This is a genomic window from Nocardia sp. NPDC006044, assembly GCF_042871115.1.
Classification (GTDB): Bacteria; Actinomycetota; Actinomycetes; order Mycobacteriales; family Mycobacteriaceae; genus Nocardia.
The window spans coordinates 614365-639308 of record NZ_JBIAID010000002.1; the positions used below are offsets into that span (position 1 = coordinate 614365).

A 24944-nucleotide genomic window follows, 5' to 3' on the forward strand; every position below is an offset into this window, starting at 1 on the left:
ACGGCTTTCACTTCGTCGATATCGATGGCGGCACTCGCCGTTGCCACAAGGTACGCAACCAACAGAGCGCCCGCCGCATTGTCGTCCCGTAGCACGACGACCGCCTGGGCGATTTCCGCCAGCCCGGTGAGGGTGTTCTCGATCTCGCCGAGTTCGATGCGCTGGCCGCGCAGCTTCACCTGGAAGTCGGTGCGGCCCAGGTAGGCCAGCTCCCCGTCCGGTGTCCAGGTGGCGAGGTCGCCGGTGCGATACATCCGCGCACCAGCGGAATAGGGGTTCGCCACGAAGCGGTCACTGGTCAGGTCCGGACGTCCGATATAGCCACGAGCCAGCTGAGCGCCCGACAGATACAGCTCGCCCGCGACGCCTATCGGCACCGGACGCAGGCGCGAATCCAGCACGTGCGCCTGGGTGTTGAATACGGGCGCGCCGATGGGCACCGTATCCGTATCCAGGTCGGCGACCTCGTGCGAGGTCACGTCGACCGCGGCTTCGGTCGGTCCGTAGAGATTGTGCAACACCGCGCCGGTCAGCTCACGCAACCGGTGCGCGGTCTTCGGCAGCAACGCCTCGCCCGAGGCGAACACCAGGCGTAACGAATCACAGTGCACCGCTGCGTCATCCGCGACGAACACCGCTAGCATCGACGGCACGAAATGTGCGACCGTCACTCGCTCACGGTTGATGGCTTCCGCGAGATAGGCCGGATCACGATGGCCGTCCGGCTTCGCGACGACCAGGCGGGCGCCGATCTGTAAGGGCCAGAAGAACTCCCACACCGAGACATCGAAGGTGGCGGGGGTCTTCTGTAGCACCGCATCGGTAGGTTGCAGCTCGTACTCGGCCTGCATCCACACCAGGCGATTGACAATCGCACCGTGGCTGACCGCCACACCCTTCGGCCTGCCGGTGGAACCAGAAGTGAAGATCACATACGCGGTGTTCGACGGACGCAACGACGCACGACGATCCGCATCGGTCACCAGCGAATCCGAGTAATCCGACAGCGCGAGGCGATCGATCTCCACCGCTGGGGTGGTCCCCGCGTCGAACTCATCCCGCGTGGTGGTCAGCACACAGACCGGTCGCGCCGTCTCGAGCACATAGTGGGTGCGCTCAGCAGGGTGATCCGGATCCAACGGCACATAAGCACCACCGGCGACACTGACCGCGTACATACCCACGACCAGATCGATCGAACGCCGCATACCCAGCGCCACCATCGAATCCGGACCAACACCCAACGAAATCAAATGCCGCGCAAGGCGATTCACCCGCGCCGAGAACTCGGCATAGGACAGACCCGTCCCCTCGAACGTCACCGCGATCGCATCCGGCGTCCGAGCCACCTGCGCCTCGAACATCGACACCAACGTCGCCGACCCATCCACCGCATGCGCGGTGTCGTTCCAGGTGCTAAGCAATGCCCGTTCGCCGGCGGTCAGCAGATCGATATCCCCCACCGCCGTCATCGGGTCCGCGACGACCGCGTCGAGCACAAGGTGCAAGCGGGTCGCGATCCGCGCGACCGTCGCCGCATCGAACAGATCCGTCGCGTACTCGAGCACCGCGACGAGGCCGTCCCGGCCGGCTTCGGCCACGGTCAGCTGAAGGTCGAACTTCGCTGTGTTCGTGTCGATCTCGATCCGCGTCGCTTCGAGTCCGGCCAGCGCGACGGACTCCTGCGCGGTGTTCTGGAAGTCGAGCATGACCTGGAACAGCGGGTGCCGCGCCGCCGACCGTGGCGGTCGCAGCACCTCCACCAGTCGCTCGAACGGGACGTCGGCGTGCGCGAATGCGGCCAGGTCGTCAGCACGAACAGCAGTGAGCAGTGCCGTGAACGGCAGCTCCGGCCGTACCCGGGCACGCAACACCACAGTGTTGACGAACATGCCCACCAGGTCGTCCAGCGCTCGCGCGCCGCGCCCGGCAACCGGCGTGCCGATCGCGATATCCTGCTGCCCGGCAAGTCGCATCAGCAACGTCGCGAAGGCGGCGTGCATCACCATGAACAGCGAGGCGTTCGCGGACTCGGCGATTTCCCGCAACCCCCGGTGCGTCGCCGCGTCGATGGTGAAGGCATGCCGGGCGCCACGCCCCGAGGCAACCGCCGGGCGTGGGCGATCGGCGGGCAGGGTCAACGCGTCCGGCAATCCGTCGAGCTCGGTGGACCAGTACCGAATCTGCGCGGCCAGCAATGACTCTGGATCGTCCTCGGAGCCCAATGTCTCGCGCTGCCACAACGTGTAGTCGGCGTACTGCACCGGCAGCGGGGCCCAGTCCGGTTCCGCACCGGCGCGGCGAGCCGCGTAGGCCCGCATGAGATCCCGGGTCAAGACCGCGATGGACCAGCCGTCGGCACCGATGTGGTGCATCGCGACGATCAACATGTGCTCATCGGAACCGGTGTGCAGCAAGGTCAGTCGCACCGGCGGCTCCCGATCCACCGGGAAAGGCGCCACCGCCGCGGCCTCGAGCCGCCCCGCGAGCTCGGTCGCATCGATCCGCTCGGGCTCCGGGAAGACGGATATCTCGTCGACCGCCCACACCGCTTGGCGCGGAATGCCCTCGGCCGCCGGATAACTGGTGCGCAACGCTTCATGCCTGGCGAACACGTCGGTGACCGCCGCCGCCAATGCCGGGTATTCGAGCACGCCACGCAGTCGAACCCCGGCCACCAGGTTGTTCGCCACCGAGCCTGCGTCGAACTGGTGCAGGAACCACATCCGCTGCTGCGCGTAGGACAACGGCACGTGCTCCGGACGCGCCGCCGCCGTCAGCTCGCGCCGTGCTCTGACCGGACTCGACACGGCCAGGTGTGCCGCCAGCGGCCCGACGACCGGGTACTCGAACAGCATCCGCACCGGCGCGTCGACATTCAGTTCCGCGGCGATCCGGGCCGCGATCTGCGTGGCCACCAGCGAATTCCCGCCGAGCCCAAAGAAGTCGTCGTCCAACCCCACCTGATCGAGCCCGAGCACCTGACCGAAGATCTCGGCGACGACCCGCTCGGTGGCCGTGACCGGCGGTCGAAAGGTCTTGGCGGCAATGACCGGATCCGGCAGCGCCCGCCGATCCAGCTTGCCCGAGGCACTCAACGGCATCGCGGCCAGCGATACGTACGCGGCCGGCACCATGTACGAGGGCAGCACAGCCCGCAGCCGCGCTTCGAGCGCCTGTGCGGGTACCGCCGTCACCACATACGCAACGAGCAATTCACCTGCGGGATGGGCGAATACCCGCACCGCTGCCGCGCGTACCTCGGCCAGCGCCAGCAGCGCGGCCTCGATATCACCCAGCTCGATCCGTTGCCCACGCAGTTTCACCTGGAAGTCGCTGCGCCCCAGATACTCCAGCGCACCCGTCCGGTTCCGCCGAACGAGATCTCCGGTGCGATACATACGCACCCCCGCGGGGCCGTACGGATTCGCCACGAACCGTTCGGCACTCAGGTCCGCTCGCCCGTGGTAGCCGCGCGCCACCTGTACACCCGACAGGTACAGCTCACCGATCACGTTGTCGGGCACCGGACGCAGCCGGGCGTCGAGGACCAGCACATGGCTGCCCAGCACCGGGCCACCGATCGGCACCGGCCCGTGCGCCGCCGGGTCGACCGGCGCATGGGTGGCATGCACGGTGAATTCCGTCGGACCGTACAGGTTGTACAGCTTCGCGCGGCTGACCGCCGCGAAGGCCGCGGCGGCCGCACCGGTCATCGCTTCACCGGCCACGAACACCGTGCGCAGCGACCGGAGCGCAGTTGCCTGGGCGGCAGCGGCGAACACGGTCAGCATCGACGGCACGAACGACGTCATCGTGACCCCGTGGGTAGCAATGACCTTCGCGAGATAGGCGCTATCCCGATGCCCGTCGTGTTCCGCGACCACCACCCGAGCGCCCGTGGCCGGCGGCGCGAACAACTCCCACACCGACACATCGAACGTCGCGGGCGTCTTGAACAACACGACGTCGCGCGGCCCGATGCCGTATTCGCCCGCGATCCAGGTGATCTGGTTCACCGCCGAAGAGTGCTGCACCGCCACGCCTTTCGGCCGCCCGGTGGACCCGGACGTGAAGATGACGTAGGCGGTGTTCGCCGGTCGCAGCGGGGCTCGCCGATCCGCGTCGGTCACCGGCACACCCGGATACCCGGAGTAGTCGAGGGCATCGACCACGATGGCGTCCCGCTCCCCCGCCCACCCATCGACGGATCGGGTCAGCACGCAGACCGGACGAGCCGAGGCGAGGACGTGCTCGATCCGCGCACTCGGCTGATCCGGATCGACCGGCACATACGCACCGCCCGCGGTCAACACCGCGTACGCCGCGATCACCAGCTCGACCGACCGGCGCATACCCAGCACCACAAGCGCTTCCGGCCCGACCCCCGCCTCGATCAGGACCCGCGCCAGCCGGTTGACGTCCGCCGCGAATTCCGCGTACGTCAGCGCACGGTCACCCTCGACAATCGCGATCGCGTCCGGCGTCCGCCGCGCCTGCGCTTCGAAGGCCATGAGCAAGGTGCCGCCACCGGCTTGCCTGGTATCGCGACCACCGTCGATGGCCCGGCGGGCGCCTGCGGCATCGAGCAACGGCAGATCGCCCACCGCGGTGCCGGGGTCATCGATGAACGCCCGCAGAAATCGCACGAGCCACTGCGCATAGTCGGCGATGGTGGATTCGTCGAATAGATCCGTGGCGTAGGTGAATTCCGCCCGGATCCCCGCCGGTGCCGAACCTTCCCTGAGTCCGGCACCGGCGAAGCCTTCCGTGACCGCCGAGCGTGCGGCAACCTCCGAGCTTCCGGTCACCGTCGCTTGCTCGGTCACCGTCAGCAGGAGGTCGAACTTGGTCACTCCGGTGTCCAGGGTACTGGTCAGCACCGACATGTCGGGCAGTTCGAACGCGATTGCCTCCGCATTGTCGAAGGCGAGCATGACCTGAAACAGCGGATGCTGTGCTTGCGAGCGTGCCGGGTTGATGGCCTCGACTAGCTGCTCGAACGGGAGTTCGGCATGTCCGAGGGCGGCGAGGTCGGCTTCGCGGACCCGGGCGAGCAGGGTCGAGACGGGGTCGGCGAAGTCGATCGTGGTCCGCAGCACCAGCGTGTTGACGAACATCCCGACCAGATCGTCCAGAGTCCGGTCGCCGCGCCCCGCGACGGGGGTGCCGATCATGATGTCGGTGCTGCCGGACAACCGCGCCAGCAACGCGGCCAGCGCGGCGTGCAGCACCATGAACGCCGAAACACCGTGGGCGCGGGCAAGGTCTGCGAGACCGGTGTGCACCGGGCCGGGCAACTCGAAGCCGAACACCGCGCCCCGCCCGGAACTCACCGCGGGCCGCGGCCGGTCGGTGGGCAGGTCCAGCTGGTCCGGCGCGCCGGCCAGCGTCTCGGTCCAGAATGCCAACTGGCCGGGATAGACCGATGATTCGAGCAGTTCCCGCTGCCAGAGGCTGTAGTCCGCGTACTGCACCGGCAGCGGCGTCCAGTCCGGCACGACGCCCTGCTGCCGGGCGGTATAGGCGACCATCACGTCGCGCGCGAGCACCCGCAGCGAAAGACCGTCCGCGGCAATGTGGTGCAGCACCAGCGCCAAGGCACAGCTGCCGTCGTCCAGCACGAACACCCGCGCCCGGATCGGGATCTCGCGTTCCACATCGAAGCCGCGCGCCGCGAAGCCGGCCAGCTCGCCGTCGAGTTCGTCCGCGCCGATCGACTCGGGCGCCGCGCTCACCTCGGCGACCGACAACACCACCTGCCGCGCGGCGGCGCCGGTGCCCGCACCGGGCAGCAGCGCGGGGAATATCGTGCGCAGCACCTCATGTCGCGCGACGACATCGTCGAGCGCGCGCCGCAGCGCCGCGATATCGACCGTGCCGCGCAGCCGGACCACGAACGGCATGTTGTACGCCGCACCCGCCTGCTCGAATCGGTTCAGGAACCAGATCCGTTGCTGTGCGGGTGAGAGCGGAACCAGCGGCGGCCGTGGCCGTGCCCGCAGCTGCGCGACCACTGGCGCGCCGCTGGATCCACCCGCCCGCTCGATCAGTTCCGCGAGGCCGGACACCGTCGTGGCGGTGAACACCTCGCGAACCCCGAGCAGGCAGCCGAGGTCGGTGCCGAGCCGGGCGGCGACCTGGGTCGCCACCAAGCTGTTGCCACCGAGGGCGAAGAAGTCGTCGGTGCGCCCGACCCGCTCGCGGCCGAGCACCTCGCCGAACACGCGGGCCACCGCCTGCTCGGTGGGCGTCGTCGGCGCCTGATACTCCGGGCCGGACCGAACCGGGGCCGGCAACGCGGAGCGGTCCAGCTTGCCGGAGGCGTTGACCGGCAGCGCGTCGAGCACCACGTAGGTCGCGGGCACCATATAGCCGGGCAACGCACGCACAGCGGCGGCGCGCAACTGCGCGGAATGCACGGTCCCGGGCTCGGATTCGACGACGTAGGCGACGAGCTGCTCGCCGGCCCCGGCGTCGTCGCGCACCACGACCACCGCGCGGACCACCGAATCGACCGCGCCGAGCACGGATTCGATCTCGCCGAGTTCGATCCGCAGCCCGCGCAGCTTCACCTGGAAGTCGGTGCGGCCCAGATATTCGAGCTGCCCGCGGGTGGTCCAGCGGACCAGATCCCCGGTGCGGTACATGCGACTGCCGGTCGCCGGCCCGCCCAATGGATCGGCGACGAAGCGCGCCGCCGTCAGTCCCGGCTGAGCCACGTAGCCCCGGGCGAGCTGTACCCCCGACAGATACAGCTCACCCGGCGCCCCGACCGGAACCGGCCGCAGCCGCGAATCGAGGACATAGAGCCTGGTATTGAATACCGGCGCGCCGATCGGCACCGAGAGGGTATCGGTGTCGGCCACTTCGTGAAAGGTCACGTCGACCGCGGCCTCGGTCGGACCGTACAGGTTGTGCAGGCGGGCGCCGGTCGACACCCGCAGCCGCTGGGCGAGCGCGGCGGGCAGCGCCTCACCGGAGGCGAACACCGAGCGCAGCGTGTTCCGGCGGCCGAAATCGTGCTGCGCCAGGAACGCCTCCAGCATGGACGGCACGAAATGTGCTGTGGTGACGCCGTACTCGGCGATCACCCGGCGGAGGTAGGCCGGATCGCGATGACCGTCGGGGTGCGCGAGCACCAGCGTCGCGCCGATCTGCAACGGCCAGAAGAACTCCCAGACCGAGACGTCGAAGGTGGCCGGAGTCTTCTGCAGCACAACGTCTTCGGCGCTCAGCCGGTAGGTGCTCTGCATCCAGACGAGCCGGTTGACGATCGCCCGATGGGTGATCGTCACGCCCTTCGGCAGGCCGGTGGAACCGGAGGTGAAGATCACATACGCGGGGTGCTCCGAACGCAGCGCGGCGGTGCGCTCGCGATCCCACACGCGGCCCGCGGGATAGGCGGCCCCGAGCTCGTTCAGGCGGAGTACCGGCGCCGCGGCGACCACGTCGTCCTCGGTGATCAGCACGCACATCGGGCGGGCGAGCGCCAGGATGTGCGCGGTGCGCCCGGCCGGATGGTCCGGGTCCAGCGGCAGGTAGGCGGCGCCGGCCGCGAGAATCGCGTAGATCGCGACCACGAGTTCGGGTGAGCGCCGGATGTGCAGCGCGACCAAGGTCTCCGGCCCGGCGCCATGCGCGATCAGGTGTCGAGCGAGTTGGTTACTGCGCGCGGACAACTCGGCGTAGGTCAGATCCGCGGCGCCCGGGCAGCGCACGGCGATCGCGTCCGGAGTGCGCGCCGCCTGAGCCTCGAACATCGCGACCAACGTGGCCTTGGGCGCGCCGCCCGAGCAGCGATCCGACAGCACCGCGTCCACGTCGAAGGCGGTGGCGTTCCAGATCCGGGTGCTGACCTCGAGCTCCAGCTCGGTCGCGACCGGGACCTCGCTCATCGGCGTCGTCGCGTCGGTGACGAGCAACCGTTCGAGGTAGCGGAGGAAACGGGCGTGGTGCCTGGCGAGGTCGTCGGCGCTGTAGAGATTCGGGTTGGCCTCGAAATCCACGTGCACGCCGTCGCGTTCGCCGTAGTAGACGTTCAGGCTGAGGTCTTCCACCGGGCCGGTGGAAAGCACGCGGTAGTAGCCGACGGTATCGCCGAGGGTCAGGTCGTTGCGGAACAGCATGATGTTGGCCAGCGGTCCGAACAGCGCGCGCCGCGCCGAGCCGCCGGCCTGCTCGGCGTCGCGCCGGATGTCCTCGTGCCGGTACCGCTGGTGGCGCAGCGCGCCGGTCACCTCGACCCTGGTCGCGCGCAGCAGCGCACCCCAGGTGGTCGCGCCGACCGGCAGCCGCAGCGGCACGATGTTCGACAGCATGCCCGCCGAGCGTCGCAGCGCCGCCGTGGTGCGCGCGGTGACCGGAAGGCTGAGCACCGCCTCGTCGCGATCGGCCAGCCGGGCGAGGTACCCGGCGAACGCGGCGAGCAGCACTACCGCGGGCGTCGAATCCTGGCTTTCGGCAAGCATATTCAGTCGGGCTACCTGCGTCGCCGGCAGCGGTCGACCGGCGATCAGGTTGCTCGCCGCGGGCCTCGCGGTGCGGCCGTCGAGGCTGGTCGCGCCGTCCAGCCCGGCGACTCGTCCGGACCAGTGCGTGCGGTCGGTCGCCTGGCGGGCGCTGTCGCGGTAGTCGAGTTCGCCGGCGACCAGGTCGACCAGCGGGCTCGGCCGCACCGGCGTGGGCTCGGCGCCGCGCAGTCGCGCGGTATACAGCTCGGCGATCCGCGTCATGTTGGTCAGCGCGCCGTATCCGTCCAGCACGATGTGGTGCACCCGCAGGTACCAGAAGTATCGATGCTCGGCGATCCGCAGCACCGCGCCCGCGAACAGCCGATCGGTCAGCAGGTCGACCGGCGTGCTCGCGTCGGTGCGCATCCATTCGTGCGCGGCGAGTTCGGGATCGGGCTGGGTGCGCAGGTCGAGCAGCGGGATGTCGATCGAGAGCGCCGGATCGACGCATTGGTATGGCACACCGCCGGATTCGCCGAGCCGCACGAGCACCGATTCGTACTCGCGGCCCGCCTCCGCCGAGACCTGTTGCAGCAAGGCGGCATCCAGCTCGCCGCGCACGTCGACGTACTGCGCGATGGTGATCGGCACGTCCGGATCGAGCAGCTGCGCGTACCAGACGCCGAGCTGCGCCGGGCTGAGCGGAAACGACGCGGGGACCGCGGCCGCCGGCGGCCGCGCACTGAACCGGCCCAACTCCGTACCGTGCACCAGAGCCTCCTAGATTTGCGAAACAACAGCTGGCCGAATGGTTTTGGGCAGCGCGAATAAGCCATGGCAGGGACGGGACGAACCCGGATGCATGGCATCGACCAGCACAGGCGATTCAGTGAATGCGCGTAACGCGAAGCGTCACCGCGAGATCCGACAGATTTCCCGCCGTCGGCCCAACTCTTGCTCGTTCCTCCAAATTCACTGCCGCTCGGCGGGCGTCGCGGCCATGTCGGTTACATCACACGAAGCCGATCCGTGCAGTGCGAACACTAGGCGCTCGGTTAATAAAAAGGAACTATTTCCCTTAAAAACTTCTGGTCACTTGACCAGTGCAACTACCAGGGCCGACGCGGCTGGACAGAAGTGTGTGCGCGACCACATCAAGGTCACGTTTGTGAGCTACCACACGTTCGGAAGTGCAGACTATGAGCCGGAACGTTGCATCCACGTTGCATCGGCGCCGAGCCGTCGATCGAGCACCCGGATCTTGGCCTCGATCTGCGCATACAGGGGTGAATCACGATCGACCGTCGCCCGGTAGGCGGCCCACGCCGCGGCGTCGTCGCGCCCCTCGGCGCCCGCGGTCCAGCGGCGCAGAACCCCGGAATCCCCGGAACTCAGGACCGCGGTGCGCAGTCGCACGCGCAGTTCGTCGCGAATGTCGATGATCCCCGGCGCGGTGGAGCGCGGGAGCACCGGTCCGGCATAGAGCCGCAATGCCGCATCGACATCACCGGAGTCGAGCGCGGCCCGCAGCGCCTCCACGTCGGTTGCGACATGGACGCGCAAACGGTATGGGCGCGAACCGAATACGGTCGGGCCCACCACGCTGCGCAAGCGCGACACCGCGGCCCGGATGGTGCCGTTGTCCAGATCCGTGTCGTCGAGCAGCAGCGCGAGGTGATCGGCGCCGAGGCCCTCCAGGTGTTCGGTGAGCAGCAGCAGGATCTCGGCGTGCCGCTGCGACAACGGAACCCGGTCGCCCGCCACGCTCAATTGCGGCTGCCCCAGACCGAGCACCTCCAGGCCGAGCCGGCCCGACGCAGGCGCGTCCAGCGCGTGGCCGCCCGCAGCGCCGTGCCGGGTCGAACGCATCGCGGCCAGCAGCAGATCCATCTCCGCGGCGGTCGCGGCGGCCTTCACCAGGGCGAGGATCTCCGGCTGGGCGACTCGCACGCCGCCGGCGATCATCAGCACGCCGACCAGCCTGCCGTCCGGATCATGGACCGGCGCGGCGGCTCCGGTGACCAGGTGCATCCGGTGCAGGAAGTGTTCGGGGCCGTGGATCCAGGCGGCCCGGCCGGTGCGCACCACCAGGCCCACCGCGTTCGTGCCGATGCGGCGCTCGCTCAGATCGTCACCGGCCCGCAATCCGATCTCGGCGGCCGCGCCGACCTGATCCGGATTGCCGTGCACGGAGAGCACCCGGCCGAACTGGTCGGCGACCACGACGATCAAACCCGTTCTGGCCGTGTCCTGTACGAGCAGCTTGTCGATCAACGGCATCAGCGTGGCGATCGGATGCGCCTCGCGATAGCGCTGCAAATCGGCGCCGCGCAGACCGCGCCCGTCCAGCGGATCGAGCGGATCGACGCCGCCGCGCACGCTGCGCAACCAGGATTCGAGCACGACAGGGCGCAACAATCCGGCAAGCTGGGTAAGCTGATCGCCACCCGCGCTAAGGTATCCGTGGGCCTGTGCGGCATAGGCCTCGAGCGCGCCGAGTTGCGTGCCGGGCTCGACGCCGTGCTGCGGGGGCCGCCCACCTGCAATGTTGCTGACCATTTGCCTTTCTTTCCGACCCAAACTGTACCGGCGGTCATACCGCGGCAAGGGCGGATGCCTGGCTTTGTCCGCCAGGTCACACCGTGTTTGTACCCCTCACAAATGTGACCTATCCGTCTTCCACATCACCGCCCGAGGTACTCGGCCACGTTTTCCGCGATCATCACCGTGCTCGCCTGCGGGCCGCGGCTCAGCGGCACCGGGACCACGGAGAGATCGACGACCGACAAGCCGGTCACGCCGTGCACTCGGCACAACTCGTCCACCACCGCCCGGTCGTCGGCGGCGGGCCCCATTCGGCAGGTTCCGGACAGGTGTTGCGAGGTAGCCAGATTCGCGTGCAGCCAGGCATCGGCGGCTTTCGGCCGCGGCGGCAACGAATCGGTGACCGGTTGCGCGGACATCCGGTGCAGCACCTCCGACGCCGTCGCGACAGCGGCGCGTAGCCGGGTCCGATCGTGCTCGGCCGAGAGATACCGGTGCTCGATCACCGGCGGCTGTGCGGGGTCGGCCGAACGCAGCCGCAGCACGCCGGCGGACTGTGGGCGCATGAGGGCGACCCCGAGGCGTTGCCGGCCGGCCCGGAAAGCGACCGTGTACGGCCGGATCTCGATGTCGTCCAGCTCCAGCACGTATTCCAGTGGGACGGTTGCCTGTTCGCCGGCCTCGAGCCGGTATTCGAGGCCGATTTCCGGGTGGTCGGTAAACCAGGAGCCGACCGGCGCGTCCTGGACGACCGGGATATCCAGGGCACGAAGGTGTTCGGCGGTGCCGATGCCGGAGCGCAGGAGCAGCGCGGCGGATTCGATCGCACCCGCGCTGAGCACGATGCGGTCGGCCCAGACCGTTTCGGTCCGGTTGTCCCGCACTACGTCGACACCGATGGCGTGCGCGCCGCGAAAACGGATGCGTAGCACCGATGTTGCGCCCTGAACGGTGAGGTTCGGTCTGGACAACGCGGGCAAGAGATATCCGGATGCCGCGCTGACCCGCTTACCGTCCTCGATATTGCACGGCACCGCGCCGATGCCGACGACCGCGCCGTGCGCTTCGTTCAGATCAGGTATGGCCGGAAACCCCAGGGCCGCACAGGCAGTCGCGAATCGCGCACTCGACGCGACCGGATTCGTGCTGCGGCACACCGGGATCGGGCCGGACCGCCCGTGCCACGGACGATCACCGAAATCGACATCATGCTCCGAACGGCAGTACGCGAGCAGCGCCGAATCGAACGACCACAGCTTCGACGGACCGAGCTCGCTGCTCCACGCGGCGAAGTCCGCGGCGGTGCCCCGCACGAAGTAGCTGCCGTTGACCGCGCCGGAGCCGCCGATCACCTTGCCGCGCACGATGTTTGCGCTCACCGCGACGCCGTCGTCGGCCAGCGTGACCGGATAGCGCCACAGCCATGGCGCGTCCGCGCCGACCGGCAGGCGGGTGGCGTCGAGCAGCTCCGCCGGGAATCCCTGCGGCCCACGCCACATCCGCCCTGCCTCGAGCAGTCGGACGGTGTGGTCCGGATTCTCACTCAGCCGGGCCGCGAGCACGCAGCCCGCGGTACCGCCTCCGACGATGAGCGTGTCGGTCATCCGAACCCTGTCCGATCAATGTGACCGCGCCGATCAGTGTGACGGCGCAGTAGGTTTCAGCGATTCCGGGCTGCGCGCGCGGAACGCGCCCACCCAGAGGCCGGTGCCGTAGGCGATGTCGTCGAGCCGCTTGTAGGCCACGTAACGCACCGGGTCGAGGCCACCGGCATCACGATGGGTGAACCAGTCGGCCAGGCCGTCCGCGACGGCCATGGTGATCGCGATGCGCCGAATGCGCCGCGAGGCAAGCATCGCCACCAGCGTCACCGGCCAGTAGTGCCGGCACATCGCCGAGGCCAGCCGCCACAGTCCGGCGAAGAAGCCCCGGGACAGGTAGATCGCGGCGATCCGCGTGGGGTTGTCCAGCTCGGCGAAGACCCGGCGTAGTCGGACCAGCGCGGTGACCAAGGTGATCACCCCGCCGATCAGTCCCCACTTCGACAGCGTGGCGAACAGGAACGCGGCCAGCATGGTCCAGGAGGGCAGCGACAGCGGCGAGACCATCCCCGGATGGCGCTCGCCGAGCGGCGCGGCACCCGTGCCGTAGAACATCTTTCGGCCGAACCAGGCACGGAACGAGACGCGGTGATCGTGCGCGACGTGCGCGGCAGGCTCGTAGCGCAGCCGCCAGCCTGCCTGCTCGAGCCGCCAGCACAGATCGACGTCCTCGGCGACCAGCATCGACTCGTCGAAGCCGTCCTGCGCCAGCAGCGCCCGGCGGCGCACCAGCAGCGCGGCGCTCGGCACGTAGGAGACCAGACCGTGCGACTGCACGGCGGCCTCCCGCCGGCCCAGATCCAACGAGGACCGGGTGTGCTCGTAGCGGGCGAGCGCATTGGACTCCGGATCCAGCGCGACGATCCTGGGGGCGACCAGCGCCACCTCCGGGTCGCTGAAGTGCCCGAGCATCACCTCGAGCCAGCCGCTGCGCGGCACCACGTCGGAATCGAGGAACGCGACGAAGTCGGTTGTCGCGGCCTTCAATCCGGCGTTGCGCGCGGCGGCGGGGCCCTGCTTCTCGTCGTGACGCAGCACGGTCACCCGGCAGCGGGTGCCGCGGTCGCGCGGGATCTGCACCGGCTGGTCCGAGCCGTCGTCGACGACGATGACGTTGTGCCCGCGCAGTGCCGCGAGCAACCGGGCCAGCCCGTCGGGATTGTTGTGCAGCGGCACGATGACGGTGACGTCCTCGGGGGACGGGAGCAGCCGGGGACGCGGGTTGGCAACTCCGGAGTCGAGCAGCCGTCTGGCAACGGTCGCGGACTTCGGGCCGGTCACCTCGAGGTACCCGTCGCCGATCATCTCGGCGGCCTCCGGGGCAAGTCGCAGCAACCGAGCGGGCGAGCCGCCGATCAGCACCCGCCCTCCGGAGTATGCGCGTACCCGTGGATCAATCCGCACCCCGAATCCGTCGGGCAGGCGATCATGGCGCATTCCTGGCATGCTAGGCGGAGATTCGCGCACAAGCATCATCCGTCCGGTTTAAAGGACAGAATTCCGCACGAATCCGGCACGCCGAGCGCCGCGACAGTCGTTGCGGCGGACGGCGAAGCGCCGACTTCCGTGCGATTCCAGCATCCGGCAACGCGACGGCAATCGGCCGGTCGTGACCGGAAGACCGCCGCCGCGCGGGCGGCAGCATACGACTGGCTACTGCCGTGCATCAGGCCAGCGGACTCTCGTCGCAGGCGCGCGCCGGCGGACGTTCAGGCGGAAATACGCTCGGGCGCGTCACGGACAGGGTGAGCGGAACCGGCGCGGGCTTGCGCGCCGCGGCGCGCGGCGTCACCCGCCGGGAGTGATCGACCGACGAGCGCGGGATCAGCCGCGCGGTGTCGGCCAGCGCGGCCTCGCCGTAGCCCTGGACGCATTCCGGGTCCGGTCCGTCCGCGGGCAGGCCGGTGAAGAACTTGGCCGCCATGCAGCCGCCGCGGCAGGAGTCGTAGTGACTGCACGAGGCGCACGCGCCGCCGCCGCTCGGCTCGCGGAGTTCGGCGAACAGCGCCGACTCGTGCCAGACCGTGCGAAAACCGCCGTCGGACACCACATTTCCGGCATGGAACCGGTCATGGATGGCGAACGGGCAGGCATACACGTCGCCGAGCGGATCGACCAGGCAGACCACCCGGCCGGCGCCGCACATGTTCAACCCGGGCAGCGCCTCGCCGAACGCGGACAGGTGGAAGAACGAGTCACCGGTGAGCACGCCCTCGCCGTTGCGCACCAGCCAGTCGTAGAGCACCCGCTGCTGCTCCTGGGTCGGATGCAGCTCGTCCCAGACGTCCGCGCCGCGACCGGACGGCCGCAACCGGGTCAATCGCAGGGTGGCACCGTACTTTTCGGCGATCGCCCGGAACTCGTCGAGCTGACCGATGTTGTGCCTGGTCGCCACGACCGACAGCTTCGCGTCGCGGAAGCCCGCCGCCGCAAGGTTTTCCAGTGCGCGGATGGCCATGTCGTAGGAGCCGGGCCCGCGTACCGCGTCGTTCACCGCGGCGTCGGCGCCGTCCAGCGAGATCTGTACGTCGACATAGTCACTCGCGGCCAGCCGGGCGGCGACCTCCGGGGTGATCCGAACTCCGTTGGTGGAGAACTTCACCCCGACATGATGCTCGGTCGCGTAGTCGACCAGCTCCCAGAAGTCTGGGCGCACAGTCGGTTCGCCGCCGCCGATGTTCACGTAGAAGATCTGCATGCGCTCGAACTCGTCGATCAGCGCCTTGCACTGCTCGGTGCTCAGCTCGCGCGGATCGCGGCGACCGGACGAGGACAGGCAGTGCACGCACGACAGGTTGCAGGCATAGGTGAGTTCCCAGGTCAGGCAAATCGGTGCGGCCAGACCTGTTTCGAACCGATCGATGAGCCGTACCGCCGCGTCGGACGACGGAACCACCCCCGTCGCCGACGATGCCGCGGCCGAGCGCACCGCTGCGGGCGCCCGCGGAGCGTCCGCGGGCGCACCGACGATCATGTCCGAATCGACCAGCTGGGTCAGCGCTTTCACGTATTGCGCGGAATTCGCGTCGGTGACGCCGGCCGCGCGCATGGCCGTGCGGGCCGAGGTGTGCTCCGGCAGCGACCGCACGATCTCGACGATCCGCGGGCTCTTGAGGAAGGAGAGCTTGCGGGTGCCGAAGTGGTAGAGCAGCGCACCGAACGGTTCCGGCCGCAGGGCCACCCGGGGATGCAGCTGCCATCGGGTATCGAGATCGAGCATGGTCTCCACCGCCTTCGTCAGTACACGCCGCACATGCCGTCGATGGACACCTCTTCGATGAGGGTCTCCTCGATCAGCGGCGCCGCGTCCTCGCGTGCCTCGACCGTGCCGACCGTTCCCGAGTGGTCGGTGTCGGTGTGTCCGTTGGATCCGTATTCCGGCATCTCTACCTCCGAGCGAGCGATCCGTGCTGCGACCGCCAGCTGGTGGCCGCCGTCACACGATAACGTCATTCGATGACAAAATGGAACAGGTTCTACCAACTGGGGGCAGATCTGGACAGATACCGCTGGTCGCCGGTTCCGCCCAGTCGTACGCACACCGAACCCGCGGCGGCCGCGCCCTCTAGACTTCGGATGGAAAGCAGCTGAACAGGACGTGACGGGCGACACGCGCCCGCGGTGGTAGAGGTGGCATGGGAGTCGGACGAATGCAGGCGAGCGGAGGCGGCAATACCCTCTCGGAATCCGAGATCGTCGAGGCCGCGCTGCGGGTGGTCCGCGAGGACGGTGTGGAGAAGCTGTCGATGCGACGACTCTCCCGCGAGCTCGGGGTCTCGCCGATGGCGCCGTACTACTACGTCGCGGACAAGCGCGAACTGCTCGACCTGGTCGCCACCGCCGCGCTGACCGGAGTACGCACGCCACCAGCGGAATCCGGTTCGTGGCAGCGCCGGCTGCGCGACCTGATCGATCAGATCGACGACAAGCTGCGCAAGCACCCCGGCCTCGGCGACGTGCTGATCGAGCAGATGCTCGGCAAACAACTCGACCTGATCGCGGCCATCATGGAGATCCTGTTCGAGGCCGGCTTCACCGATCGCAATGTGCTGGCCGCGTACGCGACCATCCACACCTACCTGTTCGGCCGTAGCCGGGTGAATCCGCGCGACCGGGCGCCGCTGTCGGACGTCGCGCTGCCCGAGGCGGTCGAGCGCGCCACCAAGTACATGGCCGACCTGCGCGGTAAGTACGCCTATGACTTCGGCATGGAGGTGCTGATCTCCGGTCTGGAGGCTCAGCTTGTCCGGCAGCCGGAGTCCGACGTACGATAAAACTGCAACACGTTCTAGTTTTGCCCGCGCGCAGCGCACGTACCAGGTTCGAGAGGACGACATGACCACAGTCGAGGTTCCACACGGCTCGCGCTCGGTCGTACTGCGGGTAGCCGCGGTCATCACCGAGACGACCGATACCTGCTCACTGGTCTTCGATGTCCCGGACGAACTGGCCGAGCGTTTCCGCTACCAGCCCGGCCAGTTTCTCACGCTGCGCATCCCCAGCGACCGGACCGGCTCGGTGGCGCGCTGCTACTCGCTGGCCAGTTCGCCGTTCACCGACGACCGGCCGAAGGTCACCGTCAAGCGAACGGTCGACGGGTACGGCTCGAACTGGTTGTGCGACAATCTGAAAGCGGGTGACTCGCTCGAAGTCCTGCCGCCCTCAGGCGTTTTCACGCCCAAGGATCTCGACGCCGATCTGCTGCTGTTCGGCGCGGGCAGCGGGATCACGCCGGTGATGTCGATCCTGAAGTCGGCGCTCGCGCGCGGCAACGGCCGAATCGTGCTGGTGTACGCCAATCGTGACCACGAGTCGGTGATCTTCGCCGCCGAACTGCGCGAGCTGGCGGACAAGCATCCGCAGCGGCTGACCGTGATCCACTGGCTCGAATACCTCCAGGGCCTGCCGACCGCCGACGCGCTCGCCACCCTGGTCGCGCCGTATCAGGCGTACGAGGCGTTCATGTGCGGGCCGAAGCCGTTCATGGATCGGGTGCACGACGCGCTCGGCCGGCTCGGGGTGCCGCGCACCCGCACGCATGCCGAGGTGTTCAATTCCCTTGCCGGAGACCCGTTCGCGGATCAGGCGCCGGTCGAGGTGTCCGACGAGGAGGCCGCCGGCGCGGCGACGGTCGAGGTGGAACTCGACGGCGAAGTGCACGAGCTGAAGTGGCCACGCAAGCAGACCCTGGTGGACATCATGCTGGCCAAGGGGCTCGACGTGCCGTATTCCTGCCAGGAGGGCGAATGCGGGTCGTGCGCGTGCACGGTACTCGAGGGCAAGGTCGAGATGGACAATGCCGAGATCCTCGACCCGGAGGACATCGAGAACGGTTATATCCTTGGCTGCCAGGCACATCCGGTGACGGATCACCTGAAGATCCAGTTCTGAGCCGGGGTTACCGCGCGCGATAGTGGGCGCGCAGTCCGGGGTCGAGGTGTTCGGTGGCGTAGCTCAGGGCGGTGCGGCCCAGGTTCGCCGCGTGCTTGTCCAGGAAGCCGGTCAGCAGTCGCTGATCGATGCGTTTGCCGACTTCGCGCAGCATCCAGCCGAGCGCCTTCTGGATGAGGTCGCGGCGGTCGTCGAGCAGGCGCTCGGCCAGCTCGAAAGTGGTTGTGGCGTCACCGGATTTGATGAAAGCGAAGGTGGAGAGCAGGGCAACTCGGCGCTCCCACAGCGAATCCGCGCCGGCCAGTTCGAAGAGCAGGTCGCGCGGCTTGTCCAACAGCCATGGGCCGATGATGTTCTCGGCGGAGACGTCGACCAGATCCCAGTTGTTCACCCGGCCACGGCGCACCGCGGCGAGATAGCGATCCACCAGCTCCGCGCGGGCAGCGTCGTCGAAGGTGCTCGGCTTGGATGCCCTGGCGAACGCGGCGTTGAGGATGACCAGCCCGGCGAACCGGTCCTCGTGCACGGCGCTGTCCAGCAGCACGTCGATCTCGTCGAGCGACAGTGCCGCACAACGTTTCGCGATACCGCGGGCGGCGGGTACGCGCACGCCGATGAAGACGTCGCCCTCGCCGTACTCCCCCGGACCGGTCTTGAAGAACCGCTGAAGATGGATCGCGTCCGCCGGGCTCGCCACCGCACGGAGTGCGGCCTGCACGTCCGCCGCGGTCAGCTCAGGAGCCCCCTCCGGGCGCGGTGGCGTCAACCCTGCGCACCCAGGATTCGGCCGGATTCGAAACTGGCCGCGCTGGTGGGCAATTCGCCGGGCCGCCCGCTGTTGCGCACGATCACCTCGCCGTTGCCCGGGGTCGGGCGGCCGAGCGCGTCCATCCGCCGAATGGTCTGCGCGGCAACGGCTTGCGCGCTGTCGAAGAGGCGGACGCCGTCGGGCAGCGCGGCGACGATCGAGTCGATCACCAGCGGGTAGTGGGTACAGCCGAGCACGACGCCCTCGACATCGTCCGGGGTCTGCTCGGCGGCACGCGCGATGGACTCGCGGGCCGCGACCAGGTCGCCCCGATCGATCGAGTCAGCGAGGCCGTGGCAGGCCACGCCGACCACGTCCGCGTCGCCGCCGAACTTGGCGATCAGATCCGCCTGATACCGGCTGGCGGTGGTCGCCGCGGTAGCCCAGACCGCCACCGAGCGGCAGACGGCGGCCGCGGGTTTGATCGCGGGCACGGTGCCGATGACCGGGACGTCGGGGCCGACCTCCACGCGCACGTGCTCCAGCGCGGTGACGCTCGCGGTGTTGCACGGGATCACGATCACCTCCGCGCCCAACTGGATCGAGGTGCGGGCGGTTTCGACCACGCGGTTGATCGTCCACTGATCCGGCTTGGGCCCCCACGGTGCGCCGTCCGGGTCCAATTGCAGCAGCAGATCCACGTCCGGCCGCAGCTTGCGCAGCCAAGCGGATGTGGGCAGCAGCCCGAGACCCGAATCGATGAGCGCGACGATCACAGGGTCAACCGTATTACAGTGCCCCGACGCGAATTGCGCGGCAGCGGTTCGACCGGCGGGCGCGCGCCGCCGCACCACCGGCGAACAGGCTCGATTCGGGTCGCGGACGGCCGGGAAGCGCGGCCCGGCGGCTGAACTCAGCTCGGCGTGAGCAGTTCCGCGACCGGGACGCCCGCGGCGATCTTGGCTCTGGTCTTCATCACCTGGGCGGTCAGGCCCGCGCCGACGACACCGGTGAGTTTGCCGTCCTGGGCGTAGTAGGCGAGGAACTTGTGACCGTCGGCGACGACGAGGTGCACGTCGTCGGTGGCGCTCGGGGTGCCGAGGGCCTGGATCTTCACGTCGTACTGGTCGCTCCAGAAGTACGGGACCCTGGTCGCGGTCGGCGGGGCGGCGCCGAGCAGCGCGCACGCCACCAAGCGAGCCTGTTCGCCGGCGTTGGTCCAGTGTTCCACCCGCTTGCGGTGGCCGGTCTCGTGCAGCCAGGCGGCGACGTCGCCGACCGCCCAGACCCGTTCGGCCGAGGTGCGACCGACCTCGTCGGCCAGCACCCCGCCGCCCTGCGCGGGGTCGGCGAGGGCGATGCCGGAATCGTTGAGCCATTCGGTCACCGGGCGCGAGCCGACGCCGATCACCACCAGATCGGCGGCGACCTCGGTGCCGTCGGACAGCAGGGCCCCGCGGACCCGGTCACCGTCGGCGAGCAGGGTGTCCAGCCCGGTGCCGCAGCGCAGGTCGACGCCTTCGTCGCGGTGCAGCCCGGCCACCAGCGCGCCGACCTGTTCGCCGAGGACCGCGGCGAGCGGGGTCGGCTGCGGCTCGACCAGCACCACCTCGACGCCGCGGGCGCGGAAGCTGGCCGCGAGCTCGCAGCCGATGAAACCGGCGCCGACCACGAGTGCCGTTGTGGCCTCGGCCAATTCGGCGCGCAGCGCGGTGGCGTCGGCGTGGCCGCGCAGCACATGCACGCCCTTCAGTTCGGGCAGGCCCGGCAGCCGGCGCGGGCGCAGGCCCGTCGCGAGGATCAACTGGCCGTAACCGAGGGTCGAGCCGTCGGCGAGGCGGATCTCGCGCGCATCGGTGTCGACGCCGGTCGCCGCCTGGTCGAGGCGCAGGTCGATCTGCTTCTCGGCGAAGAACTCGGCGGGCCGCAGGGTGGTGTCGTCGGTTTCGCCGCGGACGAATTGCTTGGACAGCGGCGGCCGGTCGTACGGCAACCGGCCTTCGTCGCCGAGCAGGATCAGTTCGCCTTCGTAGCCGGCGCGACGCAATTCCTCGGCGGTGCGCAGACCGGCGAGCCCGGCGCCGACGATCACGATCGGCGCGGAATCTGTTGCTGAAGGTGCCACGCGGCTCACCCTAACGTCTGCTTGGTTCAGTACCCGAGTGAACCCGATCACTCGGCCATGGCGGTGCAATCGTAGCCGTTTCGATATTGATCGGGCGGTCAATCAGGTCTATACCGAAAACAGGACATATTCCTAAGCCCATAGGAGGCACACCATGTTCACCGAAAGTCGCGCACAGGATTTCCTGGCCGTAGTACTCGGAGTCTTCGCCGCGCTCTCACCCCTGTGGCTGGAGACCACCGACAAGGCGATGTGGTCACTGGTCGTGCTCGGCGTGCTCATCGCGCTTACCGGCTTGGCGCAGATGTACCGGCCCGCCCTCGGAGCGAACGCCGACTACGCCATGGGCCTGTTCGGCGTTTTGCTGTTCATTTCGCCCTGGGCGATGGACTTCACCGATTACCGCGGCGCATCCTGGACCGCATGGGTAGTCGGGGTAGTGACGGCGGTAGTCGCGGTGGCGGCGCTGCCGACGGTGTCGGGACGTCTGCACGGCGCGGCGACACACCACTGATGCAGATGCCGAAACCCGGTCGCCGGGCAGCCGAGCGACCGGGGAAGGAGCCGCGAGCCGGGCGCCGGCGCAGCGCGAAGGTGGACGGCGACGCCCGGCAACTCATCCTGGATGCCGCCGAAAAGTTGTTCGCGGCACAGGGATTCGACGCCACCGCGACGGCCGCCATCGCCGGTGCGGCCGACGTGCCGAAAGGTCTTGTCTTCTATTACTTCCCGACCAAGGATTCGATTCTGTCGGCGTTGATGGACGAGCGGGTGCCCGCGCATCCGATCGATGACATCGATACCGTGGTCGCGCCCGGCGATCCGGCGGCCAGTCTGGTGGCGCTCGACGCGGCGCTCAATCTGCGCGATCATCATTCCTCGGTGCTGCGGGTGATCATGTGGCGCGAGGCCGATACCCATCCCGATGTGCGGCGCCAATTGCGGCAGTTGCGTGATCAATTGCTGGACGTCACGGCGCGGGTTTTGCAGGCGAGTGCGACGGCGCCCGTGCGGCCGGGAACGCTGCGGGCCTGTGCCGCCGCGTGGGTGTCTGCCATGTTCGCCATCGCGAGTACCGATCGGCTGCACGCGCTGGACGGTGTGCCGATACCCACCGCCGAAGACCTGCTGAATGTCGCGCAGGTGGTCGCCGCGGGGATGACTCAGCTCGGCTGAGGGCTTCGCAAAGGGCTTTGGTTCCTCGCACACCATATTGGTTCTTCACATACCGATTTGATGGTTGAGGCATGTGTGGAGAACGACCGCAGTCTGCGAAGCCGAGTCCAGAGTTATCCACAGGCGGCGTGTTGTGCACAATCGGCGGGGCAGGGGTGGCGTCGGGCCTGGGGGCTGGAGAACGATCGGGGTATGGATGCACCGCAGCTGATTTCGCGCCGTCAAGCGTTGGCCTGTGGGATTTCGGATACGGATCTGCGGAGGTTGTGCCATAGCGGAGCGTGGCAGCGGGTACGGGCGGGGCAGTATTTGCGGACGCCGCAATCCGAGTTGACTGCGGTGGGGCGTCATCTGATGCTGGCCCTTGCCACCGGCGAGGCAATGTCCGATGCGGCGGTGGCGAGCCATTGTTCAGCGGTGGTGATCCATGGCGCGCCGGCCTGGGCGCTGCCGCTGGACCGGGTGCATATGACGCGTGATCGGATAAATGGCGGACGCAGAGGCAAGCAGCTTGTCGTCCACTCGGCGCAAATAGAGCCTGATGAAATCACCATCGTCAACGGAATTCGGGTTACTACCCCGGCTCGGACGGTCATCGATATCGCCCGCTCGGAAAGCTTTGAGCAATCGGTCGCTGTCGCCGACTCGTTCCTTCACCAAGGGCTGACCACCGCTGACGAATTGCGTGCACACCTGCTGAGGGCGCGATATCGGCCGGGCAGTCGGAAAGCTGCGCAGGTTGTCGGCTTCGCCGACGGCCGCAGTGAAAGCGTTGGCGAGTCCCGCAGCAGGATAGCCATTCGTCGTGGCGGGTTACCCGCAGCCGAACTGCAAGCCCGCGTGTTCACCGACGACGGAGTCTGCGTTGGGCGGGTCGATTTCCTGTTCGCGGAGCTTGGGGTAGTCGGTGAATTCGATGGGCAGGTGAAGTACCAGAGTGAACTGCGCGGTGCGCGTGGGCCTGAGCAGGTGGTGATCGCGGAGAAGATCCGCGAGGACAAGCTGCGCGCGCTGGGCTGGATGGTGGTCAGGTGGACCTGGAACGACCTGGACCATCCAGACCAGTTGATCCGGCGCATCCGCGCTGCCGCCGCGGCAGCGGCACATGCCCGACGCGTCGGTTGCTGGACGCCGACACCCACCATCTGAGCTTCGCACGGCAGGTGCGCCTTTCACACAGCTGGCAACAGCCCGATAGATGTGTGAAGCACCAGGTAGGTATGCGAAGTTCAGGTGAGCGGGTCTCCGGCGGTGAGGAATTCGGTGACGTCGGCGGCGAAGTGCGGGTGTTTCGGGACGCCCATATGACTGGTGCCGGGGTAGATGAGCAGGCGGGAGCCGGGGATGCCGTGGGCGGTGTAGCGGAAGTTCTCGGTGCTGTAGGCCGCGTCGCGTTCGCCGCCGATGACCAGGGTGGGTGCGGTGATCTCGCCGAGCCGGCCGGACAGGTCGAAATCGTCTTCGGCGCGGACGAAGGCGAGGGTGTCCGCGGGATTCTTCGGGCGGGCGAGCGGATCGATCAGCCACATCGCGGCGCCGGCCACGCGGGCCAGCAGCGGCGACGAGACGGTGGTCGACGCCATATGGTGCAGTGCGCGGCGACCCGCGAATGCCGCTTCGCCGTAGCGGATCTGGCTCTCCTTGGCCAGCGGATCCAATCGGTAGCCGGACGAGGCGACGACCAGGCGCCGGACCGCGTCCGGATGATCGGCCGCGAGCTGCAAGGCCACCGAGCCGCCCGAGGAGACGCCGAGCACGTCCACCGGCTCGCCGAACTCGGCCTGCAACGCGTCCGCGTGCTCGGCCGCGATATCGGTCATCGTGGTGCCCTCAGCCATCCCCGGCGCGCGGTTGACCGCGTAGACCCGGAAGTGCCGGGCCAGCGGCGCCAGCAGCTTGATCTCCGATTCGCGCATCCAGCCGCGCGGATTCGCGTGATCCGGGGTGAACCAGCGCAGGAACACCAGCGGGCGGCCGGCGCCCATCGCCAGGTAGGGCATCCCGTGGCGCAGCGCGCCGGAGGTGACGCCGAGTTCGGTGGCGAGGGGGGACTTACGCATCTGTTCTCCGCATCGTCTGGTCGCGTTCTCGTTTCCGACGCTAACGGAGCGGTCCGCTCCGGCGCGATAACCTCGGAGGTCATCGAATCACGCCGCCGGCAAACCACCACCGGATTGCGTTGCGACACAACGACTAGTGTGGTGCGCATGCGAATCGCGGCACTCGCTGCCCTAGTCCTGGCGCTGAGCGCCTGCTCCCAATCCACCTCCGGTCGCCCCCAGCCCAGCGCGGACCAACCGCGGGCGACGACGACCTCGACCCCTGCGGCCACCACCTCACAGAGCCCGGAAAGCCAGCTGAAGGACCGGATCGCCTGGGCACAGTCCGGCACCGCGGCCGACGTGAACCGCTACCACTCCGCGAGCACCGGCACCGGGGCCGCCGCCGATCTGAAGAGCGACATCGCCTTCGTCAGTCCCTCCGGGAAGATCAGCTGCATCACCGGAACCGAGTACCACATCGACGGATTCAACTGCACGGTCAAACTGAAGAACCCGATCCCGAAGCCCGGCGCGGGTTTCGGCAACTGGGACGGCGGGTTCGTCAACTACTCCGGACAGAATCTGATGGTCGGCCAATTCCGTGGCGACCCAGGCCTTTTCATCCACGGCGAGGGACAGACCCTGCCCTACGACAGCAAACTGACCTTCGGCGACTACGTGTGCCGCATCGCGACCAGCGGCCTCACCTGCGTCAACCCGGCCAGTCGCACCGGCGTGCAGATGAGCGACGACGGCATCGTCCCGTTCGGCTGCCTCCGGGAACTCTCGGACGCGCAGCGCGAGCCGACCGTCGGCCGCGCTTTCAGCTGCTGAGCGACACCGCGCCGAACCCGGCGCAAACCC

15 protein-coding genes and 1 pseudogene (1 of these 16 running past the window's edge) are annotated in these 24944 nt (G+C 68.5%); 6 read left to right on the plus strand and 10 right to left on the minus strand.

Translation table 11 applies throughout. The features are described 5' to 3' along the window. The 6 genes and pseudogenes from ACFYO1_RS20225 to mftA form a co-directional block, all read right to left on the minus strand. A protein-coding gene (locus ACFYO1_RS20225) for a non-ribosomal peptide synthase/polyketide synthase (RefSeq protein WP_387233001.1) crosses the window boundary here: on the minus strand, positions 1-9224 show its 5' portion. The gene continues 8479 nt to the left of window position 1, outside the view; only the first 9224 of its 17703 coding nucleotides appear in the window; its start codon is at positions 9222-9224; the stop codon falls past the left edge of the window. A 426-nt stretch (positions 9225-9650) separates the two neighbouring features. Beyond that, positions 9651-11012, minus strand: coding sequence for a GAF domain-containing protein (locus ACFYO1_RS20230; RefSeq protein WP_387233004.1), 1362 nt, complete (start codon positions 11010-11012; stop codon positions 9651-9653). Between the two features lie 125 nt (positions 11013-11137). Then, positions 11138-12601, minus strand: coding sequence for a mycofactocin system GMC family oxidoreductase MftG (mftG, locus tag ACFYO1_RS20235; protein WP_387233007.1), 1464 nt, complete (start codon positions 12599-12601; stop codon positions 11138-11140). A gap of 33 nt (positions 12602-12634) precedes the next feature. Then, on the minus strand, positions 12635-14035 hold the full coding sequence (gene mftF / locus ACFYO1_RS20240; protein ID WP_364723268.1) for a mycofactocin biosynthesis glycosyltransferase MftF: 1401 nt from the start codon (positions 14033-14035) through the stop codon (positions 12635-12637). A gap of 229 nt (positions 14036-14264) precedes the next feature. After that, entirely contained in the window at positions 14265-15818 is a 1554-nt protein-coding gene (mftC, locus tag ACFYO1_RS20245) for a mycofactocin radical SAM maturase (RefSeq protein ID WP_387235243.1), read from the minus strand. Between the two features lie 17 nt (positions 15819-15835). Continuing rightward, positions 15836-15895 (minus strand): annotated as a pseudogene (gene mftA, locus ACFYO1_RS20250) (mycofactocin precursor MftA); the annotation flags it as partial. A 353-nt stretch (positions 15896-16248) separates the two neighbouring features. On the opposite strand from mftA, the gene mftR2 reads away from it, so the two are divergent. Next, entirely contained in the window at positions 16249-16872 is a 624-nt protein-coding gene (gene mftR2 / locus ACFYO1_RS20255; protein WP_387233011.1) for a mycofactocin system transcriptional regulator MftR2, read from the plus strand. 61 nt (positions 16873-16933) lie between these two features. After that, entirely contained in the window at positions 16934-17989 is a 1056-nt protein-coding gene (locus ACFYO1_RS20260) for a 2Fe-2S iron-sulfur cluster-binding protein (protein ID WP_387233016.1), read from the plus strand. Between the two features lie 7 nt (positions 17990-17996). On the opposite strand, the gene ACFYO1_RS20265 is transcribed toward ACFYO1_RS20260, so the two are convergent. From ACFYO1_RS20265 to ACFYO1_RS20275, 3 genes are all read right to left on the minus strand, one after another. Next, positions 17997-18755: a DNA alkylation repair protein gene (locus tag ACFYO1_RS20265; protein WP_387233019.1), complete on the minus strand. Its 759-nt coding sequence runs from the start codon at positions 18753-18755 to the stop codon at positions 17997-17999. Then, positions 18752-19513, minus strand: coding sequence for a glutamate racemase (locus ACFYO1_RS20270; protein ID WP_387233021.1), 762 nt, complete (start codon positions 19511-19513; stop codon positions 18752-18754). The genes ACFYO1_RS20265 and ACFYO1_RS20270 overlap by 4 nt, the downstream gene beginning before the upstream one ends. A gap of 137 nt (positions 19514-19650) precedes the next feature. After that, a complete protein-coding gene (locus tag ACFYO1_RS20275) occupies positions 19651-20862 on the minus strand; it encodes an NAD(P)/FAD-dependent oxidoreductase (RefSeq protein WP_387233024.1) in 1212 nt (403 codons plus the stop codon). A 154-nt stretch (positions 20863-21016) separates the two neighbouring features. Between ACFYO1_RS20275 and ACFYO1_RS20280 the strand changes: the two genes are divergently transcribed. From ACFYO1_RS20280 to ACFYO1_RS20290, 3 genes are all read left to right on the plus strand, one after another. Further along, complete coding sequence (locus ACFYO1_RS20280) at positions 21017-21376, plus strand: SPW repeat protein (protein ID WP_364723282.1); 360 nt, start codon at positions 21017-21019, stop codon at positions 21374-21376. Next, entirely contained in the window at positions 21376-22038 is a 663-nt protein-coding gene (locus ACFYO1_RS20285) for a TetR/AcrR family transcriptional regulator (RefSeq protein ID WP_387233028.1), read from the plus strand. Before ACFYO1_RS20280 ends, ACFYO1_RS20285 begins: the two co-directional genes overlap by 1 nt. Positions 22039-22230: 192 nt before the next feature. Beyond that, a complete protein-coding gene (locus ACFYO1_RS20290; RefSeq protein WP_387233031.1) occupies positions 22231-23187 on the plus strand; it encodes a type IV toxin-antitoxin system AbiEi family antitoxin domain-containing protein in 957 nt (318 codons plus the stop codon). Between the two features lie 80 nt (positions 23188-23267). Here ACFYO1_RS20290 and ACFYO1_RS20295 read toward each other — a convergent pair whose 3' ends face one another. Next, a complete protein-coding gene (locus ACFYO1_RS20295) occupies positions 23268-24098 on the minus strand; it encodes an alpha/beta fold hydrolase (RefSeq protein WP_387233034.1) in 831 nt (276 codons plus the stop codon). Positions 24099-24245: 147 nt separating this feature from the next. Here ACFYO1_RS20295 and ACFYO1_RS20300 point away from each other — a divergent pair, with 147 nt between their 5' ends. Beyond that, the gene (locus ACFYO1_RS20300; RefSeq protein ID WP_387233037.1) at positions 24246-24914 is read left to right on the plus strand and encodes a hypothetical protein; all 669 of its coding nucleotides are present in this window, start codon (positions 24246-24248) and stop codon (positions 24912-24914) included. Positions 24915-24944 lie beyond the last annotated feature (30 nt).